General features: G+C 35.3%; 22 protein-coding genes and 1 other annotated feature. Of the genes, 20 read left to right on the forward strand and 2 right to left on the reverse strand.

All coding sequences use genetic code 11. The features are described 5' to 3' along the window. The first annotated feature begins 8 nt into the window (after positions 1-8). The 11 genes from BCR26_RS08500 (at position 9) to dinB (ending at position 8,170) form a co-directional block, all read left to right on the forward strand. Positions 9-524, forward strand: a complete 516-nt coding sequence (locus BCR26_RS08500; protein ID WP_245341943.1) for an EF0163 family protein — start codon at positions 9-11, stop codon at positions 522-524. An 85-nt stretch (positions 525-609) separates the two neighbouring features. Then, on the forward strand, positions 610-801 hold the full coding sequence (locus BCR26_RS08505) for a DUF3173 family protein (RefSeq protein ID WP_069698555.1): 192 nt from the start codon (positions 610-612) through the stop codon (positions 799-801). Continuing rightward, entirely contained in the window at positions 794-1,948 is a 1,155-nt protein-coding gene (locus BCR26_RS08510) for a tyrosine-type recombinase/integrase (RefSeq protein ID WP_069698556.1), read from the forward strand. Before BCR26_RS08505 ends, BCR26_RS08510 begins: the two co-directional genes overlap by 8 nt. A gap of 89 nt (positions 1,949-2,037) precedes the next feature. Beyond that, entirely contained in the window at positions 2,038-2,634 is a 597-nt protein-coding gene (recR, locus tag BCR26_RS08515) for a recombination mediator RecR (protein WP_069698557.1), read from the forward strand. A 129-nt stretch (positions 2,635-2,763) separates the two neighbouring features. Next, positions 2,764-3,408 carry a dTMP kinase gene (gene tmk, locus BCR26_RS08520; RefSeq protein ID WP_069698558.1) on the forward strand — a complete coding sequence of 215 codons (645 nt, stop codon included), beginning with the start codon at positions 2,764-2,766 and terminating at the stop codon, positions 3,406-3,408. A gap of 14 nt (positions 3,409-3,422) precedes the next feature. After that, positions 3,423-3,752: a cyclic-di-AMP receptor gene (locus BCR26_RS08525; protein ID WP_069698559.1), complete on the forward strand. Its 330-nt coding sequence runs from the start codon at positions 3,423-3,425 to the stop codon at positions 3,750-3,752. Position 3,753: 1 nt separating this feature from the next. Further along, a complete protein-coding gene (gene holB, locus BCR26_RS08530; protein ID WP_069698560.1) occupies positions 3,754-4,725 on the forward strand; it encodes a DNA polymerase III subunit delta' in 972 nt (323 codons plus the stop codon). After that, positions 4,719-5,558 (forward strand): PSP1 domain-containing protein, encoded by an 840-nt coding sequence (locus BCR26_RS08535; RefSeq protein WP_069698561.1) that lies wholly within the window; start codon positions 4,719-4,721, stop codon positions 5,556-5,558. The genes holB and BCR26_RS08535 overlap by 7 nt, the downstream gene beginning before the upstream one ends. Next, positions 5,551-5,898, forward strand: a complete 348-nt coding sequence (locus tag BCR26_RS08540) for a DNA replication initiation control protein YabA (protein WP_069698562.1) — start codon at positions 5,551-5,553, stop codon at positions 5,896-5,898. Before BCR26_RS08535 ends, BCR26_RS08540 begins: the two co-directional genes overlap by 8 nt. A gap of 71 nt (positions 5,899-5,969) precedes the next feature. Continuing rightward, on the forward strand, positions 5,970-6,836 hold the full coding sequence (gene rsmI, locus BCR26_RS08545) for a 16S rRNA (cytidine(1402)-2'-O)-methyltransferase (protein ID WP_069698575.1): 867 nt from the start codon (positions 5,970-5,972) through the stop codon (positions 6,834-6,836). A gap of 191 nt (positions 6,837-7,027) precedes the next feature. After that, complete coding sequence (dinB, locus tag BCR26_RS08550) at positions 7,028-8,170, forward strand: DNA polymerase IV (RefSeq protein ID WP_069698563.1); 1,143 nt, start codon at positions 7,028-7,030, stop codon at positions 8,168-8,170. A gap of 19 nt (positions 8,171-8,189) precedes the next feature. Here the strand turns inward: dinB and nrdG are convergent, their stop codons facing one another. After that, the gene (gene nrdG, locus BCR26_RS08555; protein WP_069698564.1) at positions 8,190-8,792 is read right to left on the reverse strand and encodes an anaerobic ribonucleoside-triphosphate reductase activating protein; all 603 of its coding nucleotides are present in this window, start codon (positions 8,790-8,792) and stop codon (positions 8,190-8,192) included. 168 nt (positions 8,793-8,960) lie between these two features. Continuing rightward, positions 8,961-11,153 carry an anaerobic ribonucleoside-triphosphate reductase gene (gene nrdD, locus BCR26_RS08560; protein WP_069698576.1) on the reverse strand — a complete coding sequence of 731 codons (2,193 nt, stop codon included), beginning with the start codon at positions 11,151-11,153 and terminating at the stop codon, positions 8,961-8,963. A gap of 414 nt (positions 11,154-11,567) precedes the next feature. On the opposite strand from nrdD, the gene BCR26_RS08565 reads away from it, so the two are divergent. From BCR26_RS08565 to BCR26_RS08605, 9 genes are all read left to right on the forward strand, one after another. Continuing rightward, positions 11,568-12,335, forward strand: a complete 768-nt coding sequence (locus BCR26_RS08565; RefSeq protein WP_069698565.1) for an ABC transporter ATP-binding protein — start codon at positions 11,568-11,570, stop codon at positions 12,333-12,335. After that, entirely contained in the window at positions 12,325-14,406 is a 2,082-nt protein-coding gene (locus tag BCR26_RS08570) for an ABC transporter permease (RefSeq protein ID WP_069698566.1), read from the forward strand. The genes BCR26_RS08565 and BCR26_RS08570 overlap by 11 nt, the downstream gene beginning before the upstream one ends. Positions 14,407-14,582: 176 nt before the next feature. Then, entirely contained in the window at positions 14,583-14,732 is a 150-nt protein-coding gene (locus BCR26_RS08575; protein ID WP_069698567.1) for a teichoic acid D-Ala incorporation-associated protein DltX, read from the forward strand. Beyond that, positions 14,701-16,269: a D-alanine--poly(phosphoribitol) ligase subunit DltA gene (gene dltA, locus BCR26_RS08580; protein WP_069698568.1), complete on the forward strand. Its 1,569-nt coding sequence runs from the start codon at positions 14,701-14,703 to the stop codon at positions 16,267-16,269. Before BCR26_RS08575 ends, dltA begins: the two co-directional genes overlap by 32 nt. After that, on the forward strand, positions 16,266-17,471 hold the full coding sequence (gene dltB, locus BCR26_RS08585; protein WP_069698569.1) for a D-alanyl-lipoteichoic acid biosynthesis protein DltB: 1,206 nt from the start codon (positions 16,266-16,268) through the stop codon (positions 17,469-17,471). Before dltA ends, dltB begins: the two co-directional genes overlap by 4 nt. 72 nt (positions 17,472-17,543) lie before the next feature. Further along, the gene (gene dltC, locus BCR26_RS08590) at positions 17,544-17,783 is read left to right on the forward strand and encodes a D-alanine--poly(phosphoribitol) ligase subunit DltC (RefSeq protein ID WP_069698570.1); all 240 of its coding nucleotides are present in this window, start codon (positions 17,544-17,546) and stop codon (positions 17,781-17,783) included. Then, positions 17,780-19,048, forward strand: coding sequence for a D-alanyl-lipoteichoic acid biosynthesis protein DltD (dltD, locus tag BCR26_RS08595; protein WP_139124914.1), 1,269 nt, complete (start codon positions 17,780-17,782; stop codon positions 19,046-19,048). Before dltC ends, dltD begins: the two co-directional genes overlap by 4 nt. 118 nt (positions 19,049-19,166) lie before the next feature. Beyond that, complete coding sequence (locus BCR26_RS08600) at positions 19,167-20,249, forward strand: M42 family metallopeptidase (RefSeq protein WP_069698571.1); 1,083 nt, start codon at positions 19,167-19,169, stop codon at positions 20,247-20,249. 12 nt (positions 20,250-20,261) lie between these two features. Then, positions 20,262-21,056 carry a DUF975 family protein gene (locus tag BCR26_RS08605; protein WP_069698572.1) on the forward strand — a complete coding sequence of 265 codons (795 nt, stop codon included), beginning with the start codon at positions 20,262-20,264 and terminating at the stop codon, positions 21,054-21,056. A 692-nt stretch (positions 21,057-21,748) separates the two neighbouring features. After that, positions 21,749-21,958: a binding site (T-box leader), on the forward strand. Positions 21,959-22,074 lie beyond the last annotated feature (116 nt).

Here is a 22,074-nt window from a genome sequence, read left to right on the forward strand (position 1 = left end):
AGTATTGAATGAAAAAATTAATGAAGTTACTTTCCTTGTCTGTTTTGTTATTAAGTATATCAGCATGTAAAAAACAAGAAGAGTCCACTAAATCAAGTGATTCTGAAAATAAAATTATTATGCAGAGAGTGGAAGACAAAGAAATTAAACAAGATAATTCTAAAATCGAGTTTTCAACGTCTTCAAAAGAACGAACAATTCAGACGGATAAAAAGATGTTAGAAAAGGTGGGAAACACCTTTGCGAATTTTTCAACTTTAAACAATCGTAATGATGAATTAAAAAAATATATGACCGAAGAATGTATTAAGAATAATGCAATAGATTCCAAAACAGATGTAAAGTTTGCGTCAACTGGCTATATTGAGGGAATTTATGAGTTAATGAGTGACAAGGAAGAAAAATATGCAATTTATTTAAAATGCAAGCAAAATGGTTTTGATACGAACGTTTTGTTGTTTGTGAAGGTAAAAGATAATAAAATTTCTGAAATGACCTATAACACGGTCAAGCAAGAATATTAAAAACTAATAGTTTCAAAATAATATTAAAGGTATTGCTTCTTTTGAGGTAATATCTTTTTGTTTTGAATGATTGGAGTGTGCTAAAATGGATACTATAACTAAAAAAGAAATTGAAAGTCATGGTTTTAATTCTGCTCAAGCGCAACGTATTTTTCGAAATGCAAAAAAGTACATGGTTAGAGAAAAGAAATGTGATTTCTATTCAGGTAGAAAAGTACAGAGGGTGCCAGCATATGCAGTAGAAAAGTTGCTGGGGATGGAGTTAAAGAATGGCTAAAATCTCAAATGTTTATAAACACAAAAAAACAAAAAAATGGTATTATAAGAAACGGCTAAAAAAAGGAAATTCATTAGGCAAATCATGGATAAAGGGAGAAGGATTTTCAACAGCTAGTGAAGCAAAAGAAGCTTTGAACAATATTTTAGAAAATATTAAGTACGGAGTATATGAAGAAGAATCAGAAGGTATTGACTTTTATGATTTTTTTGAAAATGTAGCGATTCCACACTTTAAAAGAACTTTGAAAAATAGTACATTTCGTAACAGAGAGAAAATGTATAGTAAGTATTTTGAATACTTTAGAGGTTCAAAAATATCAAATATGAAACAAAAAGATGTTGCGTTGTTTAAAGACTATTTACAAAATTTAAATTCTCAATATGGTAAACCGATATCTTCAAGTTACATTAATCATATACTTTCAGGATTATATCAAATTTTTGATTTAGCGGTTGAAAGAGAGCTGATTTCTGAAAATTATGCAAGGAAGGTCAAAAAACTTAAAGTTCGTTCGAAAAGAGAAATTATGTATTGGACCATTGATGAATTTAATTCTTTTTTTGGACAGCTTGATGAAACAAAGTATTTGGATATAATGAAAAAAGCTGGATTTTATACACTTTTTTTCTCTGGGCTAAGAATTGGGGAATTGATGGCTAGAAAGTGGTCTGATATTGATTGGGAGAAAAGAATGATTTATGTGAATAGTACTTTGAGCTATAGAAATAAATCAGATTGGTCGGCTAATGTTTCGGATGGAGCAAAAACGTTCAGTAGTAAAGGCTGGGTAAAATTGTCTCCTATAAATATCCAATGGTTGAAAAAATGGAAACATTCACAAGAGTCAATTGGTGTGATGGAATATATTTTTATGTATGATGGTACTATGTATGCTGTAAGAAATTGGACTTTGTGGCAAAATCAAATTATTAATAGTTATAACATAGGAAAAAATAAACACGAACAATTAAAAAAGATAAGAATACATGATTTTAGGGATAGTCATGCAATGTGGTTGCTAAGTATGGGAGTAGATTTGAAAACAATTCAAAAACGTTTAAGGCATGAGAATGCTAAAACAACTATGAGTTACTATTTAGATAAATTACCTGAACATGAAACTAGTGTATTGGATTCTTATTGATGTTTTGAGTTCTTTATGTTACCGTTTTTGTTACCGTTCTAAAATGAAAGTGCTCCAAAAGCTTGATATGAAAGGAAGAATAAAAAGTTATGCATTATCCCGAACCGATTGCAAAATTAATTGAGAGTTATATGAAATTACCAGGAATTGGTCAGAAAACGGCGGTTCGTTTGGCTTTTCATACGATTGATATGAGAGAAGAAGACGTCAATGCTTTTGCCAAAGCGCTGATTAGTGTCAAACGTGATTTACATTTCTGCAGCATCTGCGGAGACATTACAGAGGAAGATCCTTGTGATATTTGTAAAGATCAAACGAGAGATAAAACGACAATACTAGTTGTCGAAGAACCAAAAGATGTAATGGCTATGGAAAAAATGCGTGAATATCATGGACTGTATCATGTCTTGCATGGGGTGCTTTCTCCAATGGAAGGAACTGGACCAGAAGATATCAATATTGCTTCATTAATACAGCGACTTCATGATGATGAAGTCAAAGAAGTAATTATTGCTACAAACGCTACAACCGAAGGGGAAGCAACAGCGATGTATCTCTCGCGGTTAATTAAACCAGCTGGGATAAAAGTAACTCGTTTGGCACATGGTTTGTCGGTAGGTAGTGACATTGAGTATGCAGATGAAGTGACGTTACTAAAAGCTGTTGAAGGGCGCAGAGAATTGTAACCTTCTAGATTAGACAGCTTTTCTATTTTCAAGTACAATGAATATATATGAAACAAGTAGAATGATTTGATTTTTTGAGTCACAGATTAAAATGAAAATTATTTTGCTTTTCTAGATGGGGGCAATATTTTGAAAGGTTTATTTATTACGATTGAAGGACCAGATGGTGCGGGAAAAACAAGTGTCTTGAGTGAATTGTATCCGAGATTAGATTTAGTAGCAGAACAAACGATTGTTAAAACAAGAGAACCTGGCGGAATTCCAATTGCTGAAAAAATTCGCCAAATTATTTTGGATCCGAATAATGACGAAATGGATGAAAGAACGGAAGCCTTACTCTATGCTGCTGCAAGACGTCAACACTTAATTGAGAAGGTATTGCCAGCTTTAGAATCAGGTCAAATTGTTCTTTGTGATCGTTTTGTAGATAGTTCTTTAGCTTATCAAGGTGCTGGGCGTAGAATTGGTGTTGAAGCGATTGCTTCGATTAATGAGTTCGCAATTGAAGGGACGGTACCAGACTTTACGGTATATCTAGATGTGGATTCCGATACTGGCTTGCGTCGCATTCAGAACAACCGCAAACATCAAATTGACCGACTAGATTCAGAAGGATTAGAATTTCATCAACGCGTTCGTCATGAGTATTTAAAATTAGTTGAAGCAAATCCAGAAAGAATTACCAAGATTGACGCTAGAATGAGTTTTGAAGATGTTGTTGAAGCAACATTCCAAGCAATTGTTCAGCGTTATCCAGAATATTTTAGAAACTAGGAAGGTGACCAAAAATGAAAATTATTTTAGCGATTGTCCAAGATAAGGATAGTAACCGTTTAGCCAATGAATTTATTGATTGCAATATTCGTGCAACGAAACTTTCATCCACTGGCGGATTTTTAAAAGCCGGAAATAGCACTTTCATTATTGGGATTGATGATGATCGTGTAAATGAAGCACTGGAATTAATCAAGAAAACCTGTCAGTCAAGAAAACAATATGTCTCAACACCTGTGACCTTAGATATTACAATGGATGGGCAAGTTGCTTATCCAATCGAAGTAGAAGTGGGTGGCGCAACCGTGTTTGTCCTTCCTGTTGAAGGATTCCACCAATATTAATATGAACGAAGCAAAATTACTGTCAGAACAACAGCCACTTCTTTATAAGCAACTCCAAAAAAGCTTTGAGCATGGTCGTCTTGCCCATGCTTATCTTTTTGAAGGAGATACAGGCACAGGGAAAAAAGAATTTGGTCTGTGGATGGCAAAACGCGTATTTTGTACAAATGTAACGGGGAATAATCCTTGCAATCAATGCAACAATTGTCTAAGGATAAATGAAAACGAGCATCCTGATGTTTTGAGAATTGTGCCAGAGGGGCAAACCATTAAAGTCAATCAGATTCGAGAATTAAAATCTGAGTTTTCTAAAAGTGGTGTGGAAACAGCTCAAAAAGTTTTCCTAATTGAACAGGTGGATAAAATGAGTGTAGGTGCAGCCAATAGCTTGCTGAAATTTTTGGAGGAACCAGAAGGCAAAATTCTAGCAATTCTGGAAACAACCTCTTTAACTAGAATTTTACCTACCATTCAATCTCGCTGTCAGGTTTTGCATTTTCAACCACTAGTTACAAAAAAATTAGTTTCGGCCTTAATGGAAACTGGAATTAATGAGAATAAGGCAAAACTTTTAGTAGAACTGACAAATAGTTTTGATAAAGCAGTTGAAATCTCTAAAGATGAATGGTTTAATGATGCTAGGGAAATTATTCAGCACTGGTTTGATTATTTGAGAAATGATGATTTACAGGGATTTGTCTATGTTCAAAAAAAGATGATAAAAGTCTTTAAAGAAAAAGAGCAACAGGCCCTCAGTTTTGACTTATTACTTGCTTATTACCGTCAGCAACTAAAAGAGTTTGTTGCGAAGGGTCAGTCGAAAAAAGCAGTGGAGCAGCAAGCACAGCGAATTGAATTGATTTTGAAAGCCCGTCAAAAGTGGGAAGCCAATGTCAGTTGGCAAAGCGTGTGTGAGCAGCTAGTGATAAGAATGATTCATCCCAAAACAGAAATAGGAGGATTAAAATGGTAGAAGTAGTCGGAGTTCGCTTTCGTGAAGCAGGTCATATCTATTATTTTGCTCCTGGAAAATCGGAGTACTTTTATAATGAAAAAGTGCTTGTAGAATCGCAACAGTCTAAACAGATTGCCACAGTAGCCATACCTAAGAAAACCATTGATCCTGAAGATTTACCTGAGGAATTAAAACCAATTTTAAATAAAGCGTCAGAATCAGATTTAGAAAAAGAACAAAAAAATAGAGATGACGCCTACGCTGCCCTTTCTGTAACGAAACAAAAAATCAATGAGCATGAATTAGAAATGAAATTGATTCGTGTGGAATATACATTTGATCGAAGTAAAATGGTCTTCTATTTTACAGCAGATGGTCGCATCGATTTCAGGGAATTGGTAAAAGATTTAGCCTCAATTTTCCGAACAAGAATTGAATTACGTCAAATTGGTGTTCGTGATGAAGCCAAAATTTTAGGTGGTATTGGTCCTTGTGGTAGACAATTATGCTGTTCGACATTCCTAGGAGATTTCATGCCAGTGTCAATCAAAATGGCGAAAGACCAAGGACTATCGTTAAACCCAGTAAAAATTTCTGGACTATGCGGTCGTTTAATGTGTTGTTTGAAATATGAAAATGACGAATACGAAGCAGCTAAAAAAGAATTACCCGATTATGGCAAAGAAGTGATTACCCCAGAAGGCAAGGGAAGAGTCGTAGGATTGAACTTGTTAAGTCGAATCATTAAGGTTCGTTTGGTGGGACGAGAAACTGCCGTAGAATTTGAATACGAAGAAATCAAAGAAGCAACTGAAAAAGCACAGGCCGAAAAAGGTGATCAGCATGGATAAACGCTCTTTATATGATGGGCTGAATTTGTTAGAAAATGAAATGCGTAATAATTTAGAACAACTGACAGAAATCAAAGAAGCATTACATGAAGTCGTTGAGAAAAATACCACGCTTGAAATTGAAAACCAACGATTGCGAGAACATTTGCAAGAGTTAAATAAATTATCAGACAGCTCGACAGAGGCTGTGAAACAAGAATTATCAAAATCTCGCATGAACTTAGAAAAACTTTATGAAGAAGGCTTCCATGTCTGTAACATATTGTACGGTTCTCGTCGTGAAAATGATGAAGAGTGTGCGTTTTGCTTAGATGTTATCTATGGTGAACGCAATAAATAAGAAGAGAAAGTAGGTGGAATGAAGCGAAGAAAGCTTTATTTCGCCTATTTTTAGAAGGGAAAAGTAGCATGGTGCAAAAACAAAAAAGTTATGACTCTTCTGCTGGCGGGAGTTTATATTTAATCCCAACTCCGATTGGTAACTTAGAGGATATGAGTTTTCGGTGTGTGAAGATGCTGAAAGAAGTAACTCTGATTGCTAGTGAAGATACCAGAAACACGCAAAAACTATTAAACCATTTTGAAATTGGAACGCCTCAAATTAGCTTTCATGAGCATAACTATAAAGAACGAATTCCCCAATTGCTGGAAAAATTACAACAGGGCGAAGATATTGGGCAAGTTAGTGATGCAGGAATGCCATCTATAAGCGATCCTGGGCATGAATTAGTGGAAGCATGTATTGCGTTAGATATCAAAGTCATTGCTTTACCAGGGCCGACTGCGGGGCTGACAGCCTTAATTGCGTCGGGCCTATTACCACAGCCTTTTACTTTTTACGGCTTTTTACCAAGAAAGAAAAAAGACCAAACTGCCATCATGGAAGCTTTAAAGCTAGAAAAGCCGACCCAAATTTTTTATGAATCGCCACATCGAATTGGCGGAACTGTCAAAAATTTTGCTGAAGTTTATGGCGAAGACCGCAAAGCAGTTATTTGTAGAGAATTAACTAAGCTGCATGAAGAATACTTACGAGGAACATTGGCGGAACTAGGTCACTATTTAACAGAAAACACCTTAAAAGGAGAATGTTGCATACTGGTAGAAGGCTTTACTGGTGAAGTTTTAGTGGAAAATGAAGATCTTGAGTTGACAGCTAAAGAACATGTTGATAAATTAATCGAGACAGGCTTATCCTCAAAAGAAGCCATTAAAGAAGTGGCAAAATTACGTGGTGTGAAGAAACAAGAAATCTATAAAGAATATCATGTGGAATAAGCTAAAGTAAAAAAATCAAACGAATACTCAAACAAGAAGAATGACTAGTCGTGAAAGTCATTCTTCTTGTTTGAGTAGCTAATATAAATAGATAGGTCTTAACCATTTTATAAAATGACTTTCTTTTTAAGTAAAAACAATTGATAAGGAACGTACGTTCTTGTATACTGTCACTAGAGAGGGTGAGTCTAATGAGTAGCGAATTAAGATTTCCATTAAAAAAAGATACATCACGGAAAATTATTCATATTGATATGGATGCTTTTTTTGCTTCTGTGGAAGAACGAGATCATCCTGAATTAGTGGGAAAACCATTAGTAATTGCTCGCCATCCTAGTGATACTGGTGGTAAAGGAGTAGTTACAACCGCAAATTATGAAGCTAGAAAATATGGCATTCACTCTGCTATGAGTGCTTTAAAAGCTTATGAACTTTGCCCTCATGCCATTTTTAAAGCGGGAGATCACGAGAAATATTCAGCTGTTTCAAAAGAAATTCGAGAGATATTTCGACGTTATACAGACATTATCGAACCTGTTTCCATTGACGAAGCTTATTTAGACGTGACGATAAATAAAATCGGCAGTACCTCTGCCATCAAAATAGCCAAGTTGATTCAACGTGATATTTGGCAAGAGCTTCATTTAACCTGTTCAGCAGGCGTTAGCTATAATAAATTTTTAGCGAAACTAGCCTCTGATTTTGAAAAGCCAAAAGGATTAACCGTCGTTTTACCAGAACAAGCAGAAGACTTCTTAAAAGCGTTAGCAATAGAAGAATTTCACGGGGTAGGAAAAAAAACAGTACCCAAGATGCATGACTTAGGAATTTTTACAGGGGCAGATTTATATGAAAAAGATGAAATGGAATTGATTCGCCATTTTGGTAAGATGGGTTATTCTCTTTTCAGAAAAGTTCGAGGAATTCATGATTCTCCCGTTAACATAACGAGAGACCGGAAATCGGTAGGCAAAGAACATACCTATGGTACGCCTTTAGCCACTGAGGAACAAGTAACGACTCAATTAAGACAGCTATCAGAATTAGTAGAAGGCTCTTTAAAGAGGGAACAGAAACATGGTAAAACAGTTGTTTTGAAAGTTCGTTATACAGACTATACTACAGTTACAAAGCGACAAACATTACCAGAATACATAGCCAAAAAAGAAGAACTCTTTTATCAAGCCAATCTCATTTGGGAAGACGTTTTAGGGTTAGAAAAAGGGATTCGTTTATTAGGGATTACTCTTACAAATTTGGACCCAATGACCTATGAGAATATTCCCTTGCCGTTATGGGAAAAAAATACAGCTAGAATTTCAGAAACTAAATGAAATTCTAGCTGTATTTTTTTCAAATCAGTTTTGCTTTCTGAATTTGTTCATAGGATTGTTCTGCGTCGGTACATTTAGCCCAAATCACAGCTTGTCCTGCTGCCAGTGATTTTTTTACATCAATGATTCGTTGATTACTGCTACCACGAAATTGTAGGTTTAAGTTTCGTTTTTCCAGTTCAAAACGACCATCAACCAAAATATCAATTTTTTCAAGTAATTCAAGTTTATCCGGGGTTTCTAAAAGCAACTCTTCAAATGTGTAGCCTGTCCAGGACCAGATGTCTTTCTTTGTACCGAATTCTTGATGAACTCGATCAACGACCGTTAAGCAAACCTCCGTATTTAAAAAAGGTTCGCCACCAAGCAAGGTTAATCCTTGGACGTGATTATGACGTAAGTCTTCAATAATTTTATCTTCTAGCTCTTTTGTAAAAGGTTTTCCGTAATGAAAATTTTGAATCGCTTGGTTAAAACAACCTTCGCAAGCAAACAAACAGCCACTGACATACAAGCTATTGCGGACGCCTTCACCATCAACAAAATTGAACGCTTTGTAATCTGCGACGTAGTTTTGACTAAAGTCTTGTGCTAACCATTCTTTTGGTTTAGGATTTCTCAAAAATAATCATCCTTTCAAAGAAAAAACGACATCTGGTGTAGAGTGAACCAGAGCATCGCTTTTTCAGTTATATTTTCAATGAATTTTCTTAAAATAGTTCTTTCCATAATAGAGCAAGAGCAGCAAATAATTCAAACTAGATAGAATACCACTCTTGTTATGCGGTATTTATTTCATGTGTTTCACTCGTGAAGAAATTTCCTTATGTCGACCATGAACCATCGGGCGAGCTTGCGGATTTCCTAGGTAGCCACAAGTACGTTTGACTACGTCACAAGATTTTGGATCACGATTGCCACATTGTGGGCATTCAAAACCACGTTCTGTCGGATTGAAGTCTCCTTCGTAATTACATTCATAGCAATGGTCAATCGGTGTATTTGTTCCTAAATAACCAACTTTATCATAAGCATAGTCCCAAACGGCTTCCAGAGCTGTAGGATTTTGTTGAAGCACTGGATATTCACAGTAGTGAATGAAGCCGCCAGAGCAATATTTAGGATAGTCTTTTTCAAAATCAAGCTTTTCAAAAGGTGTTGGATTTTTGCGCACATCATAATGGAAGCTGTTGGTATAATAATCTTTATCGGTAATATTTTCGATAACTCCAAACTTTTCAGTATCTAAACGACAAAAACGATCAGTTAAACTTTCACTAGGTGTACAGTAAACACTGAAATGATAGCCATAGTCGTTGCCCCATTTATCAGTATGAGCTTTTAGCTCTTTTAGTATGTTAATAGTAAAATCTTTTGCTTCTGGATTTCCTTCCCAGTCATCTCCAAAAAAGGCAGCTGCCACTTCGTATAAGCCAATGTAGCCCATAGAAACCGTTGCACGTTTGTTTTTAAAGAGTTCATTTACGGAATCTTTCCGAGTAAGGCGTTTGCCAAAAGCACCGTACATATACAAAATAGGCGCATTTGCAGGAGTTGCCTCTTTACAACGTTCGACACGATAAACAAGAGCATCCTTCATAGTCTCTAAACGTTCGGCTAAAATTCCCCAAAATTTGTCCATGTCACCATTGGCTTCTAAAGCGATTCTAGGCAAGTTTAAAGTAACCACACCTAAGTTCATCCGACCAACGTTAATTTCTTCTCCTTGCTCATTTTTCCAGCCTTGTAAGAAAGAACGACAACCCATTGGCACTTTAAAACTACCCGTTAACTCAACAATTTTGTCATAGTTCAAAATATCAGGATACATTCTCTTCGTTGCACATTCTAACGCTAGCTGTTTTACTTCATAGTTTGGATCGGTCTCTTTTAAGTTAACGCCATCCTTCAATGTGAAAATCAATTTAGGGAAAATCGCCGTCCGTTTTTCACTACCTAAACCATTGATTCTAATTTGTAAAATAGCTTTTTGGATTTCACGCTCGAACCAGTTAGTTCCTAGTCCAAAACCTAGAGAGGTAAATGGTGTTTGTCCATTAGAAGTGAACAAAGTATTAATTTCATATTCTAAACTTTGCATCGCATCATAAATATCTTTTTGTGTTTTTACTTTTGCGTATTCTTCTTGACGGTCTTCATTTTCAATCCATTCTCTAGCGTCAGCTAAATGTTTCTCATAATTTAGTTTAGCAAAAGGAGCCAACAGTTCGTCTACACGATCCGCTGAGCAACCACCATATTGGCTAGAAGCAACGTTAGCAATGATTTGTGAGATTTGAGCAGTTGCAGTTTGAATGGATTTAGGTGATTCAACTTCAGCGTTTCCGATTTTGAATCCACCGTTCAACATCCCTTTAAAATCAATTAGACAACAGTTTGTCATCGGGGTATATGGATGATAGTCTAGGTCATGGTAGTGAATATCGCCTTTTTGGTGGGCGTTAGCTACATGAGCAGGTAACATTTTTAAACCAATGGATTTTCCAACAATACCAGCAGTTAAGTCACGTTGCGTATTAAACACGTCACTATCCTTGTTCGCATTTTCGTTAACAACAGATTGATCCTTGTTAATTAGCTTACCGATTGTGAAGTTGATATCGGTAGCCTTGCTGCGTTCAAAGTCACGACGAGTGCGATAGTTGATGTATTCTTCTGCTAGAGCATATTCATTTTTTTCTAATAAAATATGTTCCACTACATTTTGAATTTCATAAATTTTGACATCAGAAATAAACCGTTCAGAAATTTCCTGATCTACCCGGTCAACGATTTCTTGGATACGTTCATGTGCAAGTGGATCGAGTTCCCCATTAATATTTTGTTCAGCCTTGATCAAAGCAGCATAAATCTTTTGGTCATCAAAATCTACCAAACGTCCATCTCTTTTCACAATTTTCATGTTAGCTAAGCTAGGAGTTGAAGAAGATTCTTCACTATCCTTTTGCTTAATTTCTATCATACCATCCATCTCCTCACAAAATTATTCCTCCTTATCATAAATCAATTTTGAAATTCTTTCAACTATATATAGTGTCTTAGAGGGATTTTTTTCTCGTTAATTATCAATATGTAGTGTTTTCGCGAATGAAAAAAGAATGAAAACAAGTCGTTAAAGGGGTTGTGGAAATTGTCACAAAATTTTGATAACAGAAAATAATTTTATTTTGAGTGGAGAATATCCGCTTGGAAAAATAGATTTTTTTGACTCACTCAAGGATGTGTTTTGATGTCTATTTTTACTTGTGAATCCTTTATTAATTTTCAGCAGCAAAATTATTCCTTAAACTTTCTATATTGTAAGATGAAACGATGTTCATAAAGGTTGAATATTTGGTAGAATAGACGAAAGAATTATAAGATGGAGAAGAACCGGATGAAAAAAATTTTAGAAGTACATCATTTAAGTAAATCTTACGGCTTTCGAAATAATAAGGTTCAGGTGCTAAATAATATCTCTTTCACTGTGGATCAAGGGGAATTTGTAGGAATTATGGGGCCTAGTGGTGCTGGCAAAACGACTCTTTTAAATGTGATTTCAACTATTGAACTACCAAATACGGGCATTGTTCAAATAGCAGGGCAAGATATCTTAAAAATGAGAAACAATCAAGTGAGTGACTTTCGGAGAAAAGAGTTAGGTTTTATTTTTCAAAATTTTAATTTGTTAGATACACTGAATGTCAAAGACAACATATTGCTGCCTCTTGCTTTAGAACGAGAGAAGTTAAGTACGATGGAAGAGCGTTTGACACATGTAACGAGGATTTTAGGGATTGAATCTATTTTAACGGCGTATCCAGAGGCGATTTCGATTGGGCAAAAGCAACGAGTGGCCACGGCAAGAGCTTTGATTACGAAACCTAAGATTATTTTTGCTGACGAACCAACAGGGTCATTGGATTCTAAATCAGCAACCGAGCTATTAAAGTATTTGACAGAATTAAATTTGCAAGATGATGCGACAATCATGATGGTTACTCATGACCCCTATACAGCGAGTTACTGCAATCGAATTTTATTTATTAAAGATGGGGTTATTTTTTCTGAAGTTGTTCGTCAAGGGTCACGAAAGGAATTTTTTAATCGTGTGATTGACATGCAGGCGACAATCGGAGGAGGAGGCCGGGTGAATGATTTCTAGTCTCTTTTGGAAAAATTTCAAAGCTCAGTTTCATGGGTATCTAGTTTACTTTTTTAGTATGACTTTTGCTGTGGTTGTTTATTATTGTTTTAGTGCGATTACATACAATCAGCCCTTGGTGTCGCGAGCTGAACAAGATGTTTCGATTTCTGGAGCTATGAATTTTGGTGGGGTTCTGATTGTCATTATTATTTTAGGCTTCATGATGGCAACCAATCACTTTTTTCTATTAAGAAGAGGAAAAGAGATTGGTTTGTATCACTTGTTAGGGATGCGTAAAAGTCAAATATCATTACTCTTTTTTATGGAAACGAGCGTTTTAGGTGTTCTTTCGTTGGTTACAGGAATTAGTTTAGGAATTATTTTGTCCAAGTTGTTTTCAATGATTCTGGCTAAAGCTATGTTTCTTCAAATAGACAGTCCTTTTTACGTTTCATTTCCGTCTATGTTCCAAACGGCTATGGTTTTTGGATTTACGTTGCTAGTTGTCTCAATCAACAGTTTTTGGTCAATCTATCGGTATCGACTAGACGATCAATTAAGAGAAAAAAGCAAGCAAAAAGTTGAGACAAACAAATTGACTAAAACAAGTGTGTTATTTGGAATTTTAGGTATTTTCTTGATTGCATTTGGTTATTTTTTAGCTTATAATATTGTGTCTTTTACTACTCTACTAATGAAAAGTGTCTTGGGTTTTCCTAGTCTGTTGTATGCGCCATTTTTCATTATGCTGATTTGTATGTTAGGGACTTATTTTTTCTATCGAAACACGATGAGTTTAGTGGTTTATCTACTTGGAAAGAATAAAAATAGCTATTATCGGGATTTAAGAATGGTAGCGTTAGGGAATGTTAGTTTTCAAATTAGACATAGTCGAAAAACATTGACTGTGATTACTCTTTTTATTGCGATTGCCTTAGGAATGATTAGTGGTGCTGCTTCTTTATATACTTTAGGCATGCATTCTGTAAATTTAACGAATCCAACTGATTTTATTGTCTCTGAAGAAATCTATAAGCAAGCGCAACTTGAAATTGAGAAAGAACCAGAGACTGTGATTGAAAAAACGATTAAACTTAATTATAAATTAACGGGAAGTCAGTTTGTGATGAAAATTGGACAGGAGCAGCGACGAGAAGAATTAAGACCGATTAATGTACTTTCTCTCTCAAATTATCAGAAGTACAAAAAAATAAATCCCTATTTAAAAGAACTTAAGTTAAAAAATGATCAAGAGACGGTTTTAATTGATAGCCTTCAAAATATTATGCGAGGATTCATCCGATATGAATCACCGATTATTTTACAAGGAGGGACTGAGCTGAAGATTGCCAGTACACGAGCTGATTTCTTAGGTCAGTCTTTATTGAGATATGATTTTCCGACGATTATTGTTTCAGACAAAAAATTTGCACAAATTACAGAGGGACTGACCTATAATCTTTGGGCTTTTGATGTACACACAACCGATGAAGAAGCGTTGGCCAATCACTTGTCAGATACTATTAAGCCTGAATGGATTGCTCCAATTTATTATGATTACACGTTGAAAAATAATCAGATAGAAGGCTACGTCTCGTCAGTCTCTCAAAAAAATGAGAATGAAAATATGGCCTCTTATCCAAATGCTGAATCAGAACATTGGCGCTTAAATTATACAAGTCGCTTCCCTGAATTACGATATAAGCGACGGGAAATGGGACTGTTTATCTATATAGCGATGTTTTTAGGGATCCTTTCCTTGTTAATAACAGGAAGTGTTTTAATGCTTAGACAGTTCTCCGATTTTTCAAGAGAGCGCAGTAATTACGAGTTGTTGAAACGAATTGGGATTCCTAAAAAAGAAATTTCAAAATTAATTTACCAACAAAATAGTATTATTTTCTTTCCGCCGATGTTTATTGGTATTTTACATGCAATATTTGCCATCTATGTATTTAGTAATTTTGTCGAAAGTTCAGGGTATTGGTTAGCCTATGTGTCATGTGGTATTTTACTTTTGATCTACTTAAGTTTCTACTTATTAACCGCTGCTATCTATTCAAGAATGATATTTAGTAAAAGAGATTAAGGAACAGCTTAAGCTTTTTTTAAGGAAGAATCGTTGTATTCTTTCTATTTGGATGCAAGTGACAAAAATGTTAGAAGAAAAAAAGGTCATTACTAAGCAATCTCTATCTTTTCTGACGGTTTTCTATTAAAATAGCAGTACCAAAGAATACTGCTGAAACACTGGAGGCATAATAAATGAAAAATTTTTTAAATCAACCGAATGTCCGTTATTGGGGAATCTTTGTTGGGCGGACGTTGCTTTACTTTGCAATTATCGTTGCGCTGATTTATTTGTATCACTATAAAAATATTGATGGCGGCACGTTTATTTATAACGAGTTTTAAGATAGGAGGATTTTTTTTGGTTGTTGAAAATATAATTGAAGCAATTGATTATTGGGGAGTAACAGAACCAGAGCGTCCTGTCTATCTTGGTGCTGATAATCAAACATATACTTACGGAGAATTGAAGCGGTATTCAGATAGTATCGCTAATTACTTACAAAAAAATACGAAACGAGAAACACCGATTGTCGTCTTTGGGGAATTGGAATTTGAGATGCTGGCTTGTTTTTTAGGCACGACAAAGGCCGGTCATGCATACATACCTATTGACGCACATACTCCGAATGATAGAGTAGAGATGATTTTAGATGTAGCAAAACCAGAAATGATTCTCTCCGTTTCGGAATGGCCTAAGCTAGAAAGGGAAGCAACAGTCATTGACATGAGTACACTAGCGATGATTGTGAAACAAGCCGATGAGGAGCTACCATTACAACCAGTCGTTGCGGATGAAACGTATTATATTATATTTACTTCTGGCACGACAGGCGTTCCAAAAGGGGTTCAAATTAGTCACAACAATTTGTTGAGTTTTGTGAATTGGGAATTAACTGATTTTGGCATTACTGAAGGGATGCGCTTTTTATCACAAGCTCCGTACTCTTTTGATTTGTCAGTGATGGATGTTTATCCAGCTTTAGTGTCAGGGGGTTCTTTAACACCGCTAGGAAAAGAAACGATTAATGATTTCAAAAAATTGTTTTCAACGTTGCCTAAAATGGCCATTGAAGTTTGGGTGTCAACACCTTCATTTGTAGACATTTGTCTAATGGAACCAACCTTTGATGGAGAACATGTCTCTAGTTTAAAAGTCTTTCTATTTTGTGGAGAAGAGCTTCTTAAGGCCACGGCTGAGAAGTTATTGACTCGTTTTCCAACGGCTCATATTTATAATACTTATGGACCAACAGAAGCAACGGTGGCTATTTCAGGTGTTGAGGTCACAAAAGAATTGTTGCAGCAATATCCTCGGATTCCGATTGGGTACGTAAAAAAAGATACGACCGTCTTGATTATGGATGGCGATAACGAAGTTGAAAAAGGGACTATTGGAGAAATCATAATCACTGGACCGAGCATTTCTAAAGGCTACATGAATAATCCTGAAAAGACAGAATTAGCCTTTTTTGAGTATCGTGGACAAGCCGCGTATCGTACTGGTGATGCCGGAAAACTTAATGACAAGGATTTGTTAATATACGATGGACGAATTGATTTTCAAGTGAAATTAAATGGCTATCGAATCGAATTAGAAGAGGTGGACCATCATCTAGCAACCGTTTCTTTAGTGAAACAGGCGACGGTCGTTCCTAAATATCAAAATCATAAAGTGCAACAATTAGTAGCTTTTGTTGTTCCAGAAGAAAATGATTTCGATAAAGAGTTTAAATTGACAAAAGCGATTAAAGCAGAATTAAGCCAATCGGTTATGGATTATATGATTCCACATAAATTTGTTTATGTAGAGCAGTTACCGTTAACCGCTAATGGAAAAATCGATCGTAAAGGATTGATGAATGAGGTGAATGCAACATGACTAATTTTCCTTACATGATTCCTTATGCAAATCCTATTTATTTCTGTTATCTAATTATTGCTTTATTGCCAATGATTATTACGTTACTAGTAAAAGGGAAACGTTGGTCTTGGTACCAAGCCCTAGTCACACTTTTTTTCCTATACATGAGTTTTGGCGGAAAAGATTGGAAACAAGGAGTTGCTTTAATTGTCTATGTGTTTTGGCAGACTGTTTTAGTATGGCTTTATTTTCACTATCGACAAAAGAAAAATAATAGTTACATTTTTTATTTATCCGTTTTTTTAGCGATTGCGCCATTAGCGTTAGTAAAAATCGTTCCATTTGTTTCTGGTCATGCCTCTATTTTAGGTTTTTTAGGTATTTCTTATTTGACCTTTAAATCGGTTCAAATGATTATGGAGATACGTGACGGCTCTATTAAAGAATACAGTGTTTTTCGATATATCCAATTTCTATTATTTTTCCCTACGATTTCTTCAGGTCCTATTGATCGTTATCGTCGGTTTGAAAAGGATGTTGAAAATCCGATAGAACTAGAAAAATATGTAGATTTATTGCAAAAGGGAATTCATAATTTTTTTCTAGGGTTCTTGTATAAATTTATTATTGGCTACTATTTTGGTCAAGTGATGATGCCTTTTGTTGCAAAGATAGCTGAAAAATATGGAGGATTTTCGTGGGCACTTGTTGCCTACATGTACGTTTACAGTCTATATTTATTCTTTGATTTTGCAGGCTACAGTTTGTTTGCAGTAGGGACTAGTTACTTGATGGGATACAATACACCGATTAACTTTAATAAGCCATTTCTAAGTTGGAATATCAAAGAATTTTGGAATCGCTGGCACATGACATTGTCCTTTTGGTTCCGAGATTACATCTATATGCGTTTAATGTTTACTTTGATTAAGAAAAAAGTTTTTAAAAGTCGAATTGTTGCATCCAATGTTGGTTACTTTGCCCTATTCTTAATTATGGGTGTCTGGCATGGTTTGACTTGGTATTATCTTGTTTATGGATTGTATCATGCAGGGCTTATTTGCCTAACAGATGCTTGGCTACGATTTAAGAAAAAACACAAAGAGAAAATACCTTCTAACAAATTGACACATGCATTGGCGATTTTTTTAACGTTTAATGCCGTTTGCTTCAGTTTCTTAATATTTTCAGGCTTTCTAGACACATTGTTTTTTAAGTAAAAATTGACGGAAATGATTGATAAATAAAATACAAAACAGCGTAGTGCTGGATAAAATGAGGAGAATAGACAGATGAATATTGAAGAAACTGTTTTAGATATTTTAGAAGAAATTACAGGTACTGATGAAGTAAGAGAAAATCAAGAAGTAGATTTATTTGAGGAAGGCTTGATGGATTCTTTAGCCACAGTCCAATTATTAGTTGAAATCGAAGGACAAATAGGTGTTCAAGTTCCAGTTTCTGAATTTGACCGCGATCAATGGAACACACCTAAAAAAGTGATTGAACAAGTGAGAGCTTTACAAGGATGACCATGAAGAAAAAAATCTTTGCCATTTTTGGACCTTTGGTTTTATCAGCGGTCTTAGTAGCTATTTTATTTTTTACACCATTTAACATTGATTTAGATAGTAAGAAAGTCTTAGCAGATGCTTCAACGTCTATGTCAGCAAATATATTAAGAGGAAATGCTATTAAAAATAAAGCCATAAGTTCAGACAAGTATGTTCCTTTTTTTGGCTCATCAGAGTTAAGCCGTATTAGCGCTTTTCATCCGTCAGTTTTAGCAGAAAAGTATGATCGAAATTATCGTCCATTTTTATTAGGCGCTCCTGGCACGCAATCACTGACACAAGCAATGATGATGAAGTCTATGGGAAGCGATTTGGCGAATAAAAAAGTTGTGTTCATTTTATCGCCTCAATGGTTTGTCAAAGAAGGTGTTACCAAAGATTATTTTAACGCTTATTATTCTGAGTTACAAACCTATCAATGGGTCAAAAATCTTGAAGAAATCGATGAGAGTGATAAATATTTAGCCAATCGCTTGCTGGACTTTTCAAAAGTAAGAGAAGATAAGTTGTTAGTTCGAGCATTAAAAAATATAGAAAATGGGCAACAACCAAAAAAATCAGATAAGCAAAGCATTCGATTAAAGCTTAGTATGCTTTCTCGTGAGGATGGTTTATTTAGTAAAATTGGTATGATTAATAAACAAAAAGCGATTGATAAAGCCACCAAAAAATTGCCTGAAAAATATGATTACCAAGTGCTTGATACTTTAGCGGGTGAAATTGGAAAAAAAGCTACTAGTAATAATTCATTCGAAATTTCCAATCGTTTTTATAATAAGCGTTTGAAAAATAAATTGACTAAATTGGAAAACTCACAAAAGGATTGGAACTATTGTTTTTCACCAGAGTATTCTGATTTACAATTAGCGTTGAACCAATTAGCAAAAGAAAAGACAGAAGTGATGTTTATTATTCCGCCAGTGAATAAGCATTGGTCTAATTTCACGGGATTGTCACAAGAAATGTTACAAGGATATGCTAAAAAAGTGAAGTACCAACTAGAAAGTCAAGGATTTACAAATATCGCAGATTTCACAACAGCTGATAATGTTAGCTATTTTATGGCAGATACCATTCATTTAGGGTGGCGCGGTTGGCTTAATGTAGATCAAAAAATTCAGCCATTTCTTGAAGGCAATACGAAAAATAATACTCATTACAAAATGAATGATTCCTTTTATTCAAAAGAGTGGCAAGAAAAAGATCCTCAGGAAATTCAGTAAAAAGAATAATTTTCTTGATGTTAAAACAAAACTAATAATCTCTGATTACTAGTTTTGTTTTTTTATAGGGAAAGGAATGCTATAATAATTAAGGACTTATTTTGAAAGGAGCAGTAATTTGAATAATAAAGATGAGAAATTATTAATTGATTTAACAAGTGCAAACGGTGTTCCAGGAAATGAAGGAGAGGTTCGGGAATTATTTAAGAACTATGCAACTCCTTTTGCTGATAAAATGATGTTTGATGGTTTGGGTAGTGTGATTGCAAAACGTTCAGGAGACAAAGAAGGACCGAAAGTTTTTATTGCTGGACATTTAGATGAAGTTGGATTTATGGTGACACAAATTACTGAAAAAGGCTTTATCAAATTTCAAACGCTTGGTGGTTGGTGGGGTCAAGTGATGTTGGCTCAACAAGTGCAAATTACTACAGGAAAAGGGAAAGTATATCACGGTGTTATTGGTTCGAAACCACCTCATGTTTTGACGCAGGAAGTGCGAAACAAACCGTACGAATTATCTGATATGTTTATTGATATTGGGGCTTCCAGTGACGAAGAGGTTGCTGAGTGGGGCATCAAACCAGGAGACATGATTACCCCGTATATTGAATATCGTCGCATGAATGACACGAAGTTTATGTTAGCGAAAGCTTGGGATAACCGTGTTGGCACGGCTGTTTCATTGCGAGTATTGGAAAACTTAGCTGCTGAAGGCCATCCAAATATTTTATTTGCAGGGAGCAATGTCCAAGAAGAAGTCGGATTACGAGGAGCACAAACGAGTACAAATCTAGTGAATCCAGATATTTCTTTTGCTTTAGATACAGGAACGGCAGGGGATACCCCGGGAATGACCCCTAAAGAAGCAGATTCAGTATTAGGAAAAGGACCACAAATTTTAATTTACGATGCATCAATGATTCCGCACAAAAAGCTTCGTGACTTTGTGATTAGTGTTGCAGAAGAATTAGAAATTCCTTTCCAATATACAGTCATTGCAGGAGGCGGAACAGATGCTGGTAGAATGCACTTAGCTCAAAACGGCGTGCCATCATTAGCGATCACTGTACCTGTAAGATATTTACACTCACATACTTCGATCATTCATGAAGATGATTATTTAAATACTGTTAAGTTAGTGACTGAAGTTGTGAAACGGTTGGATAAAAATACCGTTGAAAAAATCCGTGAATTTTAAAGAGGTGAGAGTATGAAGAGTCAAGTATCGAATGCACAGCATAGAGAAAATGCTAGAGGTGCTTTAAATAACCAATGGGGAACCATGGCCTGGATTACATTTTTAAGTGGAGTCATTTCTTCTGTTATTGGTTCTATTGTCAAGTCTATTATTGGATATTCTCCTGATAGTGCCAGTGGGAATATTATTAATTTTTTACTTGATAATTTTATTTTCTTTGCAATCACTTATGGTACATACTACTGTGCGTTACAAGTGATTAGAGGAAAAAAAGTAGAATCTTCCATGTTATTAACTGTTTTTCAGAGTAAATATTACATTCCGATGTTGATTATTAATTTTATTCAATATGTAGTGAATTTTCTAGTTGGTTTGATTGTTTTGCTGCCTGTGTTACTGACATCTGGTGTGGGGCTCTATTTCTCTTTAATGTTTAATGTCATGTCTGTTGAAAAATTACAAGAGAACTTAGCCGGCAGTCTCTTTTTAGCATTAACGATAGTCATCGCATCAGTCTTAGTCTCCTTCTTAGGTATATTCATTAGCGGTGTTTTCCAATTTGCAGTCTGGACAAAACTTGATTATCCAGAATTAGGTATCGGAACAGCATTACGTTATGGTCTGAAATTAATGCAAGGTCGATTTGGACAATATATTTTGTTAGAGCTTTCTTTTATTGGCTGGTTCATTCTAGGAATTTTAGCGTTATTCATCGGGTTATTATGGGTTATTCCATATAATCAGGTAGCAGTGGCTAGTTTCTATAGAACGGCTTGTGAAGAACAAGGAACATTTTTGGAAGCTTAAATCATTTTAAAGAGGTTGAGACAGTAGTCATTTTGGGTCGAGAAATTGGACCGAAAAGCGCACAATAGTCTTTATGTATTGAGTGATTTTCGGGGGATTTCCGAAGATTCAGACTTTTGCCCACCGTTTATTCGGATTTAGAGGATGAAACAAAACTGATTTTTAGTTTTGGTTCATCCTTTTTTTATAATATTGTTTAAATTATTTTCCGTTTGAGTTTTATTTACTTTAGAGCTGCGTTTAAAATTATTAATATTATAAATAAATGATAAGAATAGAGAAAAACGAGACAAACGTATTTAGCTTTAAGAATCAAGTAGGTACTGTTCATCATCGAATCAGGTTGTTTTTTTGTGTTTCATAGCAGTAAGAAAGAATTCACGAAAATTGACATGAAGGATTAGCTGATAATAATCGTTACCTACTTGCCGTTCTTAAAATTTCGTCACTGGAAATAACCATTATGTAACGTCAGCTCATCCTATCTAGCAATTTCAGACGATCTCTGAAAAACTTCAAGAACTTGAAAGCGCAGAATAAAGCTTAAGGGCAGTTTTTTCTAGCTATTTACTTGAATATAGAGAGCAAAAGAAAATTGATTTTTAGTTCGGTCAGACTCGTCTCTATTTTTTTTTTAGAATAATTTAGTTGACAAGGAAACTGAAAAGGATTATCCTAAGTTAAAAATAAATGTTCTGGCTTTGAAAGAAAAGCAGTAGATAGGCTAACCACTATTTAAGAGAGCTAGTGTTGCTGAGAAACTAGCATAAGTTAACCATCGAATTACATTCTGGAGCCTTTGTTGAGTAGTCTCAACACGAGTTGCGGCGTTAACGTTTGAGGTACGCAAAGAGAATATTGCGTATAAATTTTGGGTGGTACCACGGTTGTTCGTCCCTAAGTCAAATTTGACTTAGGGCTTTTTGTTTGCCCGGCATGGTCAAACTCTAACGGGTTAAAGTCCCGAGTACGTCCAAGTAACGGAAAGTACCTAGTCGAAAACAAGGGTGTCCATGGT

It is taken from the genome of Enterococcus rivorum, from assembly GCF_001742285.1.
In the GTDB taxonomy this organism is placed as follows: domain Bacteria; phylum Bacillota; class Bacilli; order Lactobacillales; family Enterococcaceae; genus Enterococcus_L; species Enterococcus_L rivorum.